This window comes from Streptomyces sp. A1277 (assembly GCF_004795015.1).
GTDB lineage: Bacteria > Actinomycetota > Actinomycetes > Streptomycetales > Streptomycetaceae > Streptomyces.
In genome coordinates, this window is sequence record NZ_SSBI01000041.1 from 1 (window position 1) to 14,557 (window position 14,557).

General features: G+C 72.5%; 16 protein-coding genes. 7 read left to right on the forward strand and 9 right to left on the reverse strand.

The window, feature by feature from the left end; genetic code table 11:
• Together E6R18_RS24500 and E6R18_RS24505 are read right to left on the reverse strand one after the other, a co-directional pair.
• Positions 1–953: serine/threonine-protein kinase (locus E6R18_RS24500; RefSeq protein ID WP_206308416.1), on the reverse strand; the 953-nt coding region annotated here is incomplete at its 3' end.
• Between the two features lie 176 nt (positions 954–1,129).
• Complete coding sequence (locus tag E6R18_RS24505; protein WP_136319069.1) at positions 1,130–1,930, reverse strand: VOC family protein; 801 nt, start codon at positions 1,928–1,930, stop codon at positions 1,130–1,132.
• Between the two features lie 319 nt (positions 1,931–2,249).
• On the opposite strand from E6R18_RS24505, the gene E6R18_RS24510 reads away from it, so the two are divergent.
• The gene (locus E6R18_RS24510) at positions 2,250–2,897 is read left to right on the forward strand and encodes a TetR family transcriptional regulator (protein WP_136319070.1); all 648 of its coding nucleotides are present in this window, start codon (positions 2,250–2,252) and stop codon (positions 2,895–2,897) included.
• Between the two features lie 120 nt (positions 2,898–3,017).
• Here E6R18_RS24510 and E6R18_RS24515 read toward each other — a convergent pair whose 3' ends face one another.
• On the reverse strand, positions 3,018–3,518 hold the full coding sequence (locus E6R18_RS24515; RefSeq protein WP_206308417.1) for a nitroreductase family deazaflavin-dependent oxidoreductase: 501 nt from the start codon (positions 3,516–3,518) through the stop codon (positions 3,018–3,020).
• Entirely contained in the window at positions 3,518–4,768 is a 1,251-nt protein-coding gene (locus E6R18_RS24520) for an acyl-CoA dehydrogenase family protein (protein WP_136319071.1), read from the reverse strand. Before E6R18_RS24520 ends, E6R18_RS24515 begins: the two co-directional genes overlap by 1 nt.
• 130 nt (positions 4,769–4,898) lie before the next feature.
• On the opposite strand from E6R18_RS24520, the gene E6R18_RS24525 reads away from it, so the two are divergent.
• Positions 4,899–6,077 carry an acetyl-CoA acetyltransferase gene (locus E6R18_RS24525; protein WP_136319072.1) on the forward strand — a complete coding sequence of 393 codons (1,179 nt, stop codon included), beginning with the start codon at positions 4,899–4,901 and terminating at the stop codon, positions 6,075–6,077.
• A gap of 287 nt (positions 6,078–6,364) precedes the next feature.
• Complete coding sequence (locus tag E6R18_RS24530) at positions 6,365–7,063, forward strand: pyridoxal 5'-phosphate synthase (protein WP_136319073.1); 699 nt, start codon at positions 6,365–6,367, stop codon at positions 7,061–7,063.
• A gap of 25 nt (positions 7,064–7,088) precedes the next feature.
• Here the strand turns inward: E6R18_RS24530 and E6R18_RS24535 are convergent, their stop codons facing one another.
• Positions 7,089–7,268 carry a ferredoxin gene (locus tag E6R18_RS24535; RefSeq protein ID WP_136319074.1) on the reverse strand — a complete coding sequence of 60 codons (180 nt, stop codon included), beginning with the start codon at positions 7,266–7,268 and terminating at the stop codon, positions 7,089–7,091.
• A 32-nt stretch (positions 7,269–7,300) separates the two neighbouring features.
• Entirely contained in the window at positions 7,301–8,524 is a 1,224-nt protein-coding gene (locus E6R18_RS24540) for a cytochrome P450 (protein ID WP_136319075.1), read from the reverse strand.
• Positions 8,525–8,717: 193 nt separating this feature from the next.
• Between E6R18_RS24540 and htpX the strand changes: the two genes are divergently transcribed.
• The 3 genes from htpX to E6R18_RS24555 are packed head-to-tail and all read left to right on the forward strand — an operon-like array spanning position 8,718 to position 10,736.
• Positions 8,718–9,629, forward strand: coding sequence for a zinc metalloprotease HtpX (gene htpX / locus E6R18_RS24545; protein ID WP_136319076.1), 912 nt, complete (start codon positions 8,718–8,720; stop codon positions 9,627–9,629).
• Positions 9,630–9,638: 9 nt separating this feature from the next.
• Positions 9,639–10,223 carry a hypothetical protein gene (locus E6R18_RS24550; RefSeq protein ID WP_136319077.1) on the forward strand — a complete coding sequence of 195 codons (585 nt, stop codon included), beginning with the start codon at positions 9,639–9,641 and terminating at the stop codon, positions 10,221–10,223.
• A 54-nt stretch (positions 10,224–10,277) separates the two neighbouring features.
• Positions 10,278–10,736 (forward strand): type II toxin-antitoxin system Phd/YefM family antitoxin, encoded by a 459-nt coding sequence (locus E6R18_RS24555; RefSeq protein WP_136319078.1) that lies wholly within the window; start codon positions 10,278–10,280, stop codon positions 10,734–10,736.
• Positions 10,737–11,157: 421 nt separating this feature from the next.
• Here the strand turns inward: E6R18_RS24555 and E6R18_RS24565 are convergent, their stop codons facing one another.
• Both E6R18_RS24565 and E6R18_RS24570 read right to left on the reverse strand, forming a co-directional pair.
• Positions 11,158–11,409 (reverse strand): DUF397 domain-containing protein, encoded by a 252-nt coding sequence (locus E6R18_RS24565; RefSeq protein ID WP_136319079.1) that lies wholly within the window; start codon positions 11,407–11,409, stop codon positions 11,158–11,160.
• Positions 11,406–12,182, reverse strand: coding sequence for a helix-turn-helix transcriptional regulator (locus E6R18_RS24570; protein WP_136319080.1), 777 nt, complete (start codon positions 12,180–12,182; stop codon positions 11,406–11,408). The genes E6R18_RS24565 and E6R18_RS24570 overlap by 4 nt, the downstream gene beginning before the upstream one ends.
• A 120-nt stretch (positions 12,183–12,302) precedes the next feature.
• Here E6R18_RS24570 and E6R18_RS24575 point away from each other — a divergent pair, with 120 nt between their 5' ends.
• On the forward strand, positions 12,303–12,704 hold the full coding sequence (locus E6R18_RS24575; protein ID WP_136319081.1) for a hypothetical protein: 402 nt from the start codon (positions 12,303–12,305) through the stop codon (positions 12,702–12,704).
• An 842-nt stretch (positions 12,705–13,546) separates the two neighbouring features.
• On the opposite strand, the gene E6R18_RS24585 is transcribed toward E6R18_RS24575, so the two are convergent.
• Positions 13,547–14,320, reverse strand: a complete 774-nt coding sequence (locus E6R18_RS24585; RefSeq protein WP_346765003.1) for a zinc ribbon domain-containing protein — start codon at positions 14,318–14,320, stop codon at positions 13,547–13,549.
• Positions 14,321–14,557 lie beyond the last annotated feature (237 nt).

Here is a 14,557-nt window from a genome sequence, read left to right on the forward strand (position 1 = left end):
GGGGGCGGCACGGGCGCCGGAGGTGCGGCGGGCGGCACGGGGGCGACCGCGCGGCCACCGCCCCGGCGCTGCTCGATCATCGCGGTCGCGGCGGCCGGCAGCCAGGCCGAGGCCGTACCGCTGTCGTCACCGCCGCCGGAGGCGAAGAGGTGCGGGGCGAGCTGGGCCTGCAGCTCGGCGGGCGTGGGCCGCCGCGTGGCGTCCATCTGCATGCAGGAATCGATGAGCGAGCGCAGGTCGTCGGGCAGACCGGCGAGGTCGGGGCCCTCGCGCAGCAGCATGAACACCGTCTCGACCGGGTTGGCGCCCCGGTACGGCGCGTGGCCGGTCGCCGCGAAGACGAGCGTCGAGCCGAGCGAGAAGATGTCGCTGGCCCCTGTCACGCTGCGCGAGTCCCGCGCCTGCTCGGGCGACATGTACGCGGGCGTGCCGACGGCCACGTTGGTCATGGTGAGCCGGGTGTTGGAGACGCCGGACGCGATACCGAAATCGATGACCCGGGGGCCGTCCTCGACCACGAGCACGTTCGACGGCTTCATGTCGCGGTGGACGAGCTGTGCGCCGTGGATGGACTGCAGGGCCTCCGCGATGCCCGCCGCCAGCCAGCGCACCGCCTGGGTCGGCATCGGCCCGCACTCATTCACTATCTCTTCGAGCGAGGGGGCGGGCACGTACGCGGTGGCGAGCCAGGGCACGGCGGCGCGCGGGTCGGCGTCCACCACGGCGGCCGTGTAGAAGCCGCTGACGGCACGCGCGGCCTCCACCTCACGTGTGAAGCGCACCCGGAACAGCTGGTCCTCGGCCAGTTCCGTACGGACCGTCTTGATCGCCACCCGCCGGCCGGATGCCGACCGGGCGAGATAGACCAGCCCCATGCCGCCGGCCCCGAGCCGTCCCAGCACCTCGAACGGGCCGATCCGCCTCGGGTCGTGCTGCGTCAGCTGCTCCACCACTTTGCCTGCCACCTCCCCGTACGGACCTCAGGGAACAGAGGTCCGCGAAATACCCGCCGTGTGCAGCGTCTCATCACTGGGCACCACCCGGCGGTGCGCACCCCGATTGTTCCTGGCGAAGGCCCCGGTTGCGAACCCGGGGGCGGATCGGGGTGTCCTGGGCCACACCGCCCGAATCAGGACACGGGTTCCTGAAGTACGGCGAAGACGGCGCCCTGGTCGTCCTGGAGGACCGCCATCCGCCCGTACCGGATGTCGAGCGGGGGTGCGGTGACCCGGCCGCCGAGCCGCTGGACGGTGCGCGCGGTGGCGTCGCAGTCCGTGACGTTGAAGTAGCTCAGGAAGTAGCTGGGCAGCTCGGCCGGGAACGCGTCCGTGATGACGCTGCGCCCGCCGACCGCCGTGTCGGGGCCGGGTTCGGTGCCGGGCGGGGACCAGGTGCGGAAGTCGACGCGGGACTCGTCCGTGTCCGGGACGTCGGTGACCGAGTCGCCGATGTCGGCGGAGCGGAAGCCGAAGACCTCCTCGTAGAAGGGGTCGACGCGGTCCTTGAACCGGGTGTGGACCTCGGTCCAGCAGAAGGAGCCGGGCTCGTTCTGCTTCTGGAAGCCCGCGCGCTCGCCGGCCTGCCAGAGGCCGAAGACCGCGCCGCCCGGGTCGGCTGCCTGGGCGAGCACCCCGGCGCGGCCGGCCGGTACCGGCTCGGTGATGACCTGGCCGCCGGCCTCGCGGACCCGGGCGACGGACGCCTCGATGTCGTCGGTGGCGAAGTAGACGCCCCAGGCGGTCGGCATCCGGCCGTCCTTCTTCGCGGCCAGCGCGGCGACGAGCTTCCCCTCACTGAGGGCCTCGGCGCGGGGGCCATCGGCCGCCCGGAAGGTCCAGCCGAACAGCTCGCCGTAGAAGCGCTTGCCCGCCTCCAGGTCGGAGAGCTGCACATCCACCCAGCACGGTGCGGACTGTGCGAATGCGGCCATGGGCCCGGATCCTTCCGTTCGTCCTGGTGACGCCAGCCGTGGTGACGCTCGCCGTCGTGACGCTCGCCGTCGTGACGCTCGTCTCACCCAACGTAGCCGCGCGGCGCGTTCCGCGCGCCCGGGACCCGCCTCCTACCCCCGGAAGCGAACGCACTTTCGAAAGTTATCCACCGAAGTTATCCACAGGCTGTTAATAACATTGATCAGACTGTGGGCAGAGACGGACCGGAGACGGTCGGAGGAGGGCGTCAGCGGGCGGCCATTCCCCATTTGCACTCGGCCGAATCGCGCTCCGATCACCCGTCGGTAAGCTGACGGCATGACAGGACAAGTACGCACCGTCGACGGCCGCGTGGCCGGTCGGCGCGGACAGGCGACGCGGCAGAAGCTGCTCGACTGCCTCAGCGAGATGCTCAGCTCCTCGCCGTACCGGGACGTCAAAGTCATCGACGTCGCCCGGAAGGCGGGGACTTCACCCGCGACCTTCTACCAGTACTTCCCCGACGTCGAGGGCGCGGTCCTCGAAATCGCCGAAGAAATGGCCAAGGAGGGCGCCGGTCTGACCGAACTGGTCGCCGGGCGTTCCTGGGTCGGCAAGTCGGGCTGGCAGACCGCCGAACAACTCGTCGAGGGCTTCCTCGACTTCTGGCGGCGCAATGACGCGATCCTGCGCGTGGTCGACCTCGGCGCGGCCGAGGGCGACAAGCGGTTCTACAAGATCCGCATGAAGATCCTGAACTCGGTCACCAACTCCCTCACGGAGTCCGTGAAGGAGCTCCAGGCCAAGGGCAAGGTCGACAAGGACGTCAGCGCCGCCGCGATGGCGGGCTCCCTGGTCGCGATGCTGGCCGCCGTCGCCTCGCACCAGAAGGGCTTCACCACCTGGGGCGTCAAGCAGGCCGAACTCAAGCCGAATCTGGCCCTGTTGGTGCACCTCGGCATCACCGGCAAGAAGCCGACGAAGTAGCGTCCGCGCCGAACTCCCCGCCACTGGGCGACGCGCGGTGTTCCCGGGCGCCCCAGGTCCTGTCTCACCGACGGCGGACCACGCATGTGGTCCGCCGTCGGCGTATCCGGACCCGGACCGTTACGAGGAGACCTCCCGCCGCTCCAGCCGGAACAGCCGTATCTCGCGGTCGATCCGCGCCTGGTACGCGGCATAGGGCGGCCAGAACGCCAGCGCGGCCTTCCACACCACCGCGCGCTCCTCACCCGCCAGCAGCCGGGCCCGTACGGGGATGTCGCGCCCGTTCCAGTTGATGACCGCCTCCTCCGGGTGCGCCAGCAGGTTCGCCGTCCAGGCCGGGTGCCCGGGCCTGCCGAAGTTGCTGCCCACCAGGACCCAGCCCTCCCGGTCACCGTCGCCCGGCTGCGGCATGCAGGCCAGCGGGGTGGTCCTCGGCTGCCCGCTGCGCGCCCCCGGGACCGTCAGAACGACCCCCGGCAGCATCCGCGCGCTCAGCAGCACCCGGCCCCGGGTGAGCCGGTGGACCGCGCGGTCCACGGCGGGCACCACATGCGGGGCGATCCGGGCGAAGGCGCGGGTCGAGGACACCTTCTGGACGAGCCGGACCCCGGCCGCCGCCATCAGACCGCCACCTGCCCGGCCGCCCCGCGCCCGGCACCGCCTCCACCCCCGGCCGCCCCGCCCCCCGCGCCGCCGCCCTCGTCCCCGGCCGCCGCGAAGAGCCCGGAGCGCCGGGCCGCGTGGTCGCGCAGGCGGTGGGCGGGGCCGAGGAGGAGTTCCATGACGGCGGCCCGCCCGGCGTACGGCTGCGCCTCGTGCTCCCGGTCCGGCGGCCCGGCGTCCCCCGGCAGCCGCACCGCCTCCGCCGCCGCGGCCCGCAGCGCCTCCAGGGCCCCGGCGAGCGCCAGCCCGGCGCTCTCCGGGTCCCCGACCGCGAAGTACGCGGCGGAACGCGCCGCCCGTACCCGTACGTACAGCTCCGCGATCCGGTGCTGCTCGGCCCCGAAGGCGTGCGAGGCCCGGGCGGGGTCGCCGGCCCGCCCGGACCGTTCGCGCCCCGCCACATACGCGGCCATGCGCTCCAGCGCGCCCGCCGCCGCCCCCACCGCCTCGGCGGCGAGCAGGGCCGCCGCCGTGCGTCCGGCCGTCGCGAGGGCGGCGGCCGCGTCCACGGTGTCGTCGGCCCCCAGGAGTTCCGCCTCGGTGTCGCGCAGCTGGACCCGGGCCAGCGGACGGGTCGGGTCCGGTGAGGTCTGCCCGGTCCGGACGAGCCCGGCGGGCGGCTCGGGTCCGTCCGCGCGGACCAGGAAGAGCAGGGTGCGGCTGCGCGGGAAGCCGCCCGCGTGCGCGGCGACCAGGAGCAGCCCGGCCCGGTCCCCGTCCGGCACCCGGTCGGCCTCCCCGTACAGCCGCCACCCGCCGCTCCCGCCACCGGCCGGCCTCGCCTGCACCCCGCCCGCCCGGCCACCGCCCGCCCAGGAGCCGCCGGTCGGGTCGCCGGCGAGGCCGAGGGCCGTGGACAGCGCCCCGCCGGGCACGGCAGGCGCCGCGGTCAGCTCGCCGGCGGCCACGGCCGGCAGCAGGGCGGCGCGCTGTTCCCCGGTGCCGAGGGCCAGGATCAGGGGCGCGGCGAGCACACTGGTGGCGAGCAGCGGGGACGGCAGCAGGGCGCGGCCGGTCTCCTCCAGGACGACGGCCTGCTCGGCGGCGCCCCAGCCGGCGCCCCCGTACTCCTGCGGGACGCCGAGACCGGGCAGCCGGAGGTCCCGGACGCCCCGGCGCCACAGCTCGCCCCCGCCCCCTCCCCCGTCGAGCAGGGCGCGCAGGGTGCGGCGGATCTCGTCCTGTTCCGCGGTGAAGGCGGCATCCATCGGCGGACTCCTTCCCCTCGGAGGCCGACGGCCTCTGAACTGACGGCCCGTCATGCTAGGCGCGCGGAGACGAGATTCCCAGAGCCGTGCGGGCGAGACGGCGGCGGTTATCTGATGTACCGTCAGTTTCATGTCTGCCACGCCCACTTCCCTCCGCCGGGTCGCCGTCGTCGGTGTCTCCCTCGCCGACTGCGGGCGCGTCGACACGGCCACGCCGTACGCCCTGCACGCCCAGGCCGCCCGCCGGGCGCTCGCCGACTCGGGCCTGGACCGCTCGGTGGTCGACGGCTTCGCCTCGGCGGGGCTCGGGACGCTCGCGCCCGTGGAGGTCGCCGAGTACCTGGGGCTGAAACCCACCTGGGTGGACTCCACCTCGGTGGGCGGCTCGACCTGGGAGGTGATGGCGGCCCATGCGGCTGATGCCGTCGCTGCGGGCCGCGCCAACGCCGTCCTGCTGGTCTACGGGTCCACGGCCCGCGCCGACATCAAAGCGGGCCGCCGCACCTCCAGCCTGTCGTTCGGGGCGCGGGGCCCGCTCCAGTTCGAGGTGCCGTACGGGCACTCGCTGATCGCCAAGTACGCGATGGCCGCCCGCCGCCACATGCACGAGTACGGCACGACCCTGGAGCAGCTGGCCGAGGTGGCGGTGCGGGCGCGGGCGAACGCGGCGGCCAACCCGGACGCGATGTTCCGCACCCCCGTCACGGTGGACGAGGTGCTTTCGGGCCCGATGATCGCCGACCCGTTCACCAAGCTGCACTGCTGCATCCGCAGCGACGGCGGCTGCGCGGTGCTGCTGGCGGCCGAGGAGTACGTCCCCGACACGGCGAAGGCGCCCGTCTGGGTGCTCGGGACCGGCGAGCACGTCTCGCACTCCACGATGTCCGAGTGGGACGACTTCACGGTCTCCCCCGCCGCCGTCTCGGGCCGCCTCGCCTTCGAACGGGCGGGGGTGCGGCCGGCCGACATCGACCTGGCCGAGATCTACGACGCGTTCACCTACATGACGCTGGTGACGCTGGAGGACCTGGGCTTCTGCGCGAAGGGCGAGGGCGGCCCGTACGTGGAGGGCGGCCGCACGGGCCTCACGGGGGAGCTCCCGGTCAACACGGACGGCGGCGGCCTGTCCGCCTGCCACCCCGGGATGCGCGGCCTGTTCCTGCTGGTGGAGGCGGTACGCCAGCTGCGTGGCGAGGCGGGGGCCCGCCAGGTGCGCAAGGCGGGGGGCCGCCTCCCGGAACTGGCGGTGGCCTCGGGCACGGGCGGCTGGTTCTGCTCGTCGGGGACGGTGGTGCTGGGGCGGGGATGAGGGGCCGTGCTCACACGGCGCGGTCCCCGGGGCCGCCGTCCCCGGCGCGATCCTCGTGGCCCAAGAACCCGTCCGTCTCACGGCGCATGAGCGCGCCGTCCACGCGGGGCGACTGCCGATGTTCGGCCACCGGCCGTCCACGGGGGGCGACTGCCGGTGTTCGGCCACCGGCCGTCCACGGGGGGCGACTGCCGGTGTTCGGCCACCGGCCGTCCACGCGGGGCGGCGGGCGGCACTCGGCCACCGGCTCCTCGGTGCCCGGCCGCCTTCGGCGTAGCGTCGGCCGCATGACAGACGCTCTCGATCCCGCCGCCCGGCAGTCCTTCCTCGACCTGCTGCACGCCCAGCGCGTCTGGGACACCGACCTTCCGGCCTTCGACCCGGACACCGCACCGCCCGCGCCCCTCGACCTGTTCCGCGCCTGGTTCGCCGAGGCCGTCGCCGCCGGGCAGACCGAGCCGCACACCATGACCCTGGCCACCGTGGACGCCGACGGCCTGCCCGACGTACGGACCCTGATGCTGCACGACGCGGACGAGCGCGGCTGGCACTTCGCCACGCACGACAGCAGCGCGAAGGGCCGCCAGCTGGCCGCCCGCCCGTACGCCGCGCTCGGCTTCTACTGGCCGGCGCAAGGCCGGCAGGTACGCGTCCGGGGACCGGTCACGGCGTGCTCCACGGCCGAGAGCGCCGCCGATCTGCACGCCCGCTCGACCGGGGCGCTGGCCTCGGCCCTGGTGGGGCGGCAGAGCGAGATCCTGGACTCGACGGCCGCGCTCGACCGCGCGTCCGACGCCGCCTGGGACCGGGCGCGCGCCGAGCCCGACGCGGAGGCGGCGACCTGGACCCGGTACGTGGTCGAGCCGCGCGAGGCCGAGTTCTTCCAGGGCGACGCCCGGCGGCGGCACGTGCGCCTGCGGTACCGCCGCTCGGCCGACGTGCGGACGGGGACGGTGGCCTGGGAGCGGGAACTGCTCTGGCCCTGACCGCCCCCGCCGCCCGCCGCCCGCTTCAGCTCACCGTGATCGCCTGCACCGGGCAGGCGCGGGCGGCTTCGCCGACCATGGGGCCGGGCTCGGCCTCCGGCAGGAGTTCGCTGAGCCCGTCGTCGTCCTGGGTGAACACCTTCGGTGCGGCGAGCGCGCACTGCCCCGCGCCGATGCACACGTCCTTGTCGATGTCGATCCGCATGCCCATCGCTCCTCCCGTCCGCGTTTCGGCCGTCACCAGGTCACCGGCAGTTCCAGCAGCCCCTGCACCGTGTCGCCCGGCTTGAACGGGACCTCCTCGGGCGGGACCGTCAGACGCAGGCCGGGGAAGCGGTGGAAGAGCGCGGGCAGGGCGATCTCCAGTTCGGCGCGGGCGAGGTTCTGGCCCAGGCACTGGTGGATGCCGAACCCGAACGCCACGTGGTTGCGCGCCCCGCGTCCGAGGTCCAGCGCGTCCGGCTCCGGGTAGACGGACGCGTCCCGGTTGCTCACGGCGGTGGACAGCAGCACCCCGTCCCCGGCCCGCAGCGTCTCCCCGCCGATCTCGATGTCCTCCACCGCCACCCGGGAGAGCCCGTCCGCGATGGACAGGAACCGCAGCAGCTCCTCCACGGCGGGCGGCACCGCGTCGGCGTCGCCGTCCGTCAGCCGGGCCAGCTGGTCCGGGTGCTGGAGAAGCGTGAAGGTGCCGAGCGAGATCATGTTCGCGGTCGTCTCGTGACCGGCCACGAGCAGGATCTCCGCCAGCCGCACCAGCTCGTCGCGCTCCACCGCCCCGGTCTCCAGCTGCTCGGCGATCAGCTCGTCCAGCAGCCCGTCCCCCGGCTCACGCCGCTTGCGTTCGATCAGGACGCGGAAGTACGCGTCCAGCTCCTCGCGTGCCGCCATGACGTCCGCCGGCTCCGGCCCGCGCAGCAGCTTGCGCGACTGGGCCTCGAAGAAGTCGTGGTCCGCGTACGGCACCCCGAGCAGCGCGCAGATGACCATGGACGGCACCGGGAGCGCGAAGGCGTTCACCAGCTCGGCCGGCGGGCCCTGCTCGGCCATCGCGTCGAGCAGCCGGTCCACGGTCTCCTGGATGCGCGGCCGCAGCGCCGCCGTCCGCCGGACCGTGAAGCTCGGGATCAGCATCCGGCGCTGCGCGTTGTGCTCCGGGTCGTCGACGCCGATCAGCTCGACGCGACGCTGTGCGAGCGTGGCCAGCCTCGGCGCGAAGAAGGGGAAGGCCGGGTGCGCCCGGTCGGACGACAGCCTGGGGTCCGCCAGGAGCGCCCGGGCCTCGGCGTGCCCGGTGACCAGCCACACCGTACGGCCGTCGAAGAGCCGGACGCGGGACACCGGCCGTTGGCCCCGGCTCGCACTCGGGTAGCCGGTGGGCGGGTGGTAGGGACAGGTGCGGTTCTGCGGGAAGGCAATGGTCTCGGACTGGGACTGCATCTCGGACTGGGTCTCTGTCATGCGGACCTCGCAGCGAGGGGGGTGGGTCCTGCTTACCGATCACCCTCACTAGATGCCTTAGGCACCTATCTGGACCAGTCCCTCTTCGGCCACATCTCCCCGCCCACCCCGTTTCCTCCATTTTCAGCCGTTGAGGAGCACCATGGGAGACAGACGGGACAGGCTGGACAGGTGAGGACTGGAGGTCGACCCGATGACCCGAACCCGGAGCCGGTACGCCCCGGACCGTGGTCTGACCACCCGCATGGTCACCACGATGTTCCTGATCGGGCTGCTGTACGTGGTCCTGGTGGGCGTGCTGCTGGCCGCGCTGCGCGGGGCCTGGCCGATCATTCTGATCATCACCGGCGGCATGTTCGTCGCGCAGTTCTGGTTCAGCGACCGGATCGCCTCGTTCAGCATGGGTGCCCGCGAGGTCACCCCCGCCCAGGCGCCGGAACTGCACGGCGCGATCGACCGGATCTGCGCTCTTGCCGATATGCCGAAACCACGGGTCGCCATCGCCGAGAGCGACGTACCGAACGCGTTCGCCACCGGCCGCAGCGAGAAGACCGCCCTCGTCTGCGCCACGACGGGGCTGCTGCGCAGACTGGAGCCGGAGGAGCTGGAGGGCGTCCTCGCCCACGAGATGTCGCACGTCGCGCACCGTGACGTCGCCGTCATGACGATCGCCTCGTTCCTCGGCGTTCTCGCCGGCATCATCACCCGGGTCGCCCTGTGGGGCGGCTTCTCACGCGGCAGCCGCAACAATGACCCCCTCGGCATCGCGATCATGCTGATCCCGCTGGTCAGCGCGGTCGTCTACGCGGTCAGCTTCCTGCTCACCCGGCTGCTGTCCCGCTACCGCGAACTCTCCGCCGACCGCACGGCCGCCCTCCTGACCGGCCGCCCCTCGGCCCTGGCCTCCGCCCTCACCAAGGTGAGCGGCCAGATGGCCCGGATTCCCACGGAGGACCTGCGGAAGGCGGAGCCGTACAACGCCTTCTACTTCGTCCCCGCCTTCGCCTCCAAGGAGAGCCTTGCCCGGCTGCTCTCCTCGCACCCCACGCTCGAACAGCGCCTCGACCAGCTGGCCCGCATCTCGGCCGACCTGTCCCGACCGTAAGGAGCCCCCGTGGGCCTGCTCGACACGATCCTGGGCCGCAGCAAACCGGTCCGCCCCGACCTCGACCAGCTCTTCGCCGTCCCCTCCGCCGCGCTCACCCTCCAGGCCGCCACGGGCTTCACGCCGACCGGCCTGGGCTCGGTGTGCTTCGCCGGCGTCGAGGGCTCCGCCTTCGCCCGTATCCAGCAGGACGTACGCGAACTGCTCGACGCGGACACCGGGCGCGGCGGCATCCCGGTCGAGTTCAGCCGCGACACCTACGGCTACACCTGGCTCCTCTCGCGCCAGCCGCCCGAGGACACGGCCGCCCTGGTCAACGACCTGCACGCGGTCAACACCCTGCTCCAGGACGGCGGCTTCGGCCCCCAGCTGCTCTGCTCGCTCGTCGCCTTCCGAGACGAGTCGGGCCGCGCCCTGGCCCTGGTCTACCTCTACAAGCGCGGCACGTTCTACCCGTTCGCCCCGGTCCCGGGCGGCGCGGAGAAGCGCGACAACCAGCTGGAGTTGCAGGTCAGGGCGGCGCTGGGGGACGACTTGCGGGTGGAGCAGGACCTGTCGCGGTGGTTCCCGGTGTGGGGGGCGCCGGGGTTGTGAGGGGGCGGGGCGCACCCCTTGGACTTCCGAACACGTTCCGAACACGATCGATGCATGACCATGGCAGCTGACCTCCCTGCCGCCACCCGGCGCTCCTCGGACCTGAGCAAGCACTCGGCCGAGGTCTTCGCCGAGGCCGAGGACCACCCCGTCACGGTGACCCGCCGCGACGGCGAGGCGCTGGTCCTGATGTCCCAGCGCGAGGCAGAGGGCCGCGCCCGCCTGCTGGACTTCGCCGCGCAGCTCATCACCGTGACCCTTGACGAGAGCGGCACGCTCGCCGCGCGCATGGCCAAGGTCTTCCCCTGGATGCTCGCGCTGTCGCCGTCCGACAGAGAGTCCTGCGCGCAGGACCTCGTCGACGCCGCGCGGGCGTCGTTCTCCACCAACCAGCCGCACCTCGCGATCGCCGAGCTGACGTCCTGGAAGGAGACGGCCACGGCGCTGGCCGCAGGGCTCGGCAGCCCCGACCTCGACTGGCTCGACGAGGACGAGACCGTGGAGCGTCCCTGACCGTGGCCGCCGCGAAGAAGGGGGAACTGGTCCCCCGGCCTCCGAGGAAGACCGAGTACGAGATCCGCTTCGCCACCGCCGACGCACTGAAGGGCTGGCGGGACCTCGTCGCGACGATCCGCAATCAGATGACGGAGACGTGGGACTTCCTCACCCGGACCCCCCTGTCCACGACGCCCACGAACTACCGGCTGAAGGGCGGGCTCGGGGGCTCACCGCGTACGACAAGCGGCGCCGGGTCTCCCGTCCCCACCACGAACGGAATGACGGCCCTCATCCGTCGAGCCGGGCTCGGCTTCGCCGGCGGGCACCCCGGGCCCCTACGGCTGCCTCATACGCACGGTCCTCCGCGTCGCGGGCTGCCTGGAGAGCGGCGTAGGCGTTCTCCAGGGCCCCCTTACGGGACACGGTTACCCCGTGATCAGTTCGCGGTCGCGTGGTCCAGGAACGCGGTCCAGGCGGTCGGGGCGACGGCGAAGGTCGGGCCGTCGGTGACCTTGGAATCGCGGACGTGGACGGTGTGGGGGCAGGTGGCCACCTCTACGCAGTCGCCGCCCGTGTTACCGCTGTAACTGGACTTGTGCCAGTTGTAGGCGACTTCGATGCACTCGGCGCCTTCGTTGCCGCTGTAGCTGGACTTGAACCAGGTCAGGCCGGCGTCGTGGTAGCTCACAGTTGCCCCATCTTCTTCTCGATGACCTCTGCGGACTCCCAGGGGTTGTGCGCCTGGGCCCGCAAGATGCCGAAGAGGTCGAACATGACGACGACCTGGTCCGGCTGCGAGACAAACCTATCCCCGCCGCGCGCCTCCACGTACACGACCGCGCGCCCCTCTGCCGTGGACATCAACTGCATGGGCCCCATCAGCCCTGCGTGGGTGTGCTGCGCGGTCGGCATCACCTGCACCGTCAGGTGGTTGTAGCGCTCGATGCAGTCGAGCATGTGCCGCAGTTGCTCCTTCAGCACCTCCGGCCCTCCCAGGCACCGTTCCAGGACTGATTCCTCGATGACGTACCCAATGTGCGGAGGTGGCGTGCGCGTCAGCACCGCCTGACGTTCCAGCCTCGCTTCGACGCGGCTGACGATCTCGGCCTCGGTGTACGCGGGCACTCGCACCCGGTGCAGGGCATACGCGTACGCCTCGGTCTGGAGCAGCCCCGGGATCACCATCGTCTCGTACCCGTTGATGATCCGCGCGGTCCGCTGGTACTTGGCCCAGCCCAGGAACTTCGGGGGGTACTTCTCCTCGTCCAGCATGTCACAGCATTCCTTCAACGCGCCGTTCGCTCCGAACAGCTCGTCGGCCTCCACCATCAGTTCGGTCGACGGAATGCGCTCCGCGCGTTCCACCGCGCCCATCAACGACTCGGAGATGCGCAGCTTCGCTGCCGCTGACTTCTGCGTGTATCCGGCGGCCACCCGGTGCACGCGGATCAACTCCCCCACGAGCCGCCGAACATACGACACCTCACTCGTCCCCACAGCCCACCAGTCCTTCCCCACACCTCACCGATGTGGACCGCTACCTCCTAGTCACGCTACGCATCCGCCGGAATGCTTAGCGGCATGTTGCAGAAGAGACTCCCCGAATGGGTTCCCTCCTCGGGGCTCCAACTCCACCTCACCGGCATCCACTTCGACGCCATCCGGCTGCGCGGCGTCCGGGGTGAGGCGGTGGTGCACCATCTGGTGGCGCTCACGGACGGCGATCCGGGGCCGGTGGTGCGGGAGATCGCCGGGGCGCGGTGGACGTACTTCCTGCTGGAGCCCGGGGCGAGCCAGGACTTCGACTGGCCGCCCGGTGCGAAGTGCTTCGGGCCGGCCGTGCGGGACCAGTACGTGGGGATTCCGGCGGCGCACGGCAACACGTACCCGTTGAGCTGGCGTTGCGGGCCGCCGGAGGACGGGGACTTCGTGGACGCGGAGCTGCTGCACGGCGTGGTGACCGCGCAGCTCGTGGCTGAGTGAATTCTCGTTTCCGGCCGACCGTCCTCGCCGATTACTCTGCCCACCGGGCGACTGAGTACAGGGGCGAGGCCATGTCGGGACGGGCGGGAACCCGCCGCGGGTCCCCGACCACAGCCGACCCCGCCCGACGCGGCAGGGCTGACCTTGGTCAAAAAAACGGCTCGCACACCGCCTGGTGTGCGAGCCAAAGAATAGAGGGGCAGTGGCCTTAGCGAGCGCCCCTTCAAGTCCGCTGCCAATTTAGCACGGCGCTCGCGAGCCGGCTACCCGCGCACAGCGCGTCGATAGGGTGCATGGATGGCCACTGCCGCAGCTCCGGAGCCCGACGCCTACGCACGCCGCGTCCTCGCCCGGATGACGGACTTCTTCACCGACGAGGGGACGCCGTGGCCGCGCCGGCTGTGGGATATCGGGGCTGTGCTGGCCCTGGAAGAACTGTGGGAGGCCGGGCACTGGCAGGCCCACAATGTGCTCTCGGCTTCCGCGTGTGACTGGCAGCGCAACGAACTGAGGGCCCTGATCGGACCCGATCAAAGGCTGGGCGACCGGGCCACCGCTGTGGAAATCGCGGAGTCCGCCGCCGCGATCGCCGCCGACCGGATGTCCGCCATCATCGCCTGCTCCTGGCCCCGTGCCGAGCTCACCACGCTGGCCCACCGCCACACCCCAGCGAGCCGGACGACCTCTACCGAGCGGTTGCCGCCTCCACTACGAGGACCTGGACCCCCTCGACCTGGCCGCCCGCGCCGAAGTCGCCCTCCAACTCGTCCATGGCGAGACCGGCTTGACCACAGCTGACTTGCTTGAACCTGTCGGACAAGGGAGTGCCGGCGCGCGTGCCGCTAGGTCCGCTTGAAGTACTCGATCTCACCCAGGGCGATCGGCCGGCCGTCCTCCTGTCCCGCCGCCTCGCGCACGACGAAGCGGATCGAGACGACGTCGCTGATGCCGGTCCGTAGCGTCTGTTCGCCCGGCTTGTCGGCGAGCGTCATGGTCTTCTCGTGGATCTTTCCGTCCTCCGTCTTGATGAAGAGGTCGGCCTTGGTCGGCCTCGCACCCGTCTGGAAGACCTCGGGCTTCGTCGACACCCCGGTGTGGACCGTGACGCCTACCAGCCGGAACGGGTCCTCGAAGTCGGCGGTCAGCGAGTCGCCCAGCTTCGGGGCCCCCCAGTACGTGTTGGTCACGCTGTCCACCGCCGCCTTCGCCGGGTGCCCGGGGGCGGCGGCGTCCGCGGAGACGTGGGCGGGGCTGATCTCGCCCGTGCCGCCGAGCTTGTCGCGTACGTCCTCGATCACGTAACGCCCGGCCGGGACCAGCAGGAAGCCCGCGACCAGGAGCCCCGCGATCACCAGGGCGATCAGGCTCCCCCGCAGCAGCCGCCCCGATCCTGCACGGACCCGGCGGTTGAACGGCCACCTGGTCCGCCACCAGGGCAGCGCCGCGGCCTGCGCACGCGGGTTCAGCGGGGCCGCGCAGCTGCGGCAGAACGTGCGGCCCGGGCGGTTGGTCGTCCCGCACGACGGGCAGGGCGCGCCGTCCGGTTCGTCGTTCACCGCCGCCGGGCGCACGGTGGGGCGGGCGGCGATCGGTACGCCGGGCCGCACGGCCACCACGGGCTCGTCGTGCGCCGGGGGTTCGGGGGACGCCGGACGGGCGGGCCGTACGGGCGCGGGCGCGCGGCGAGGAGCGGGGGCCGGTCGTGGCTCCGGTTCCGGTTCGGGTCGCGACTCCGGTTCCGGCTCCCGCTGGGGCTCCTGTTCCGGTTCCGGCCGCCGCGTCGGACTCGGCCCCGGTTCCGGCGCGGGCGCCGGCTCGGGGGCCGGTTCCGGCGCCGGGGGCTCGGGCCGGGC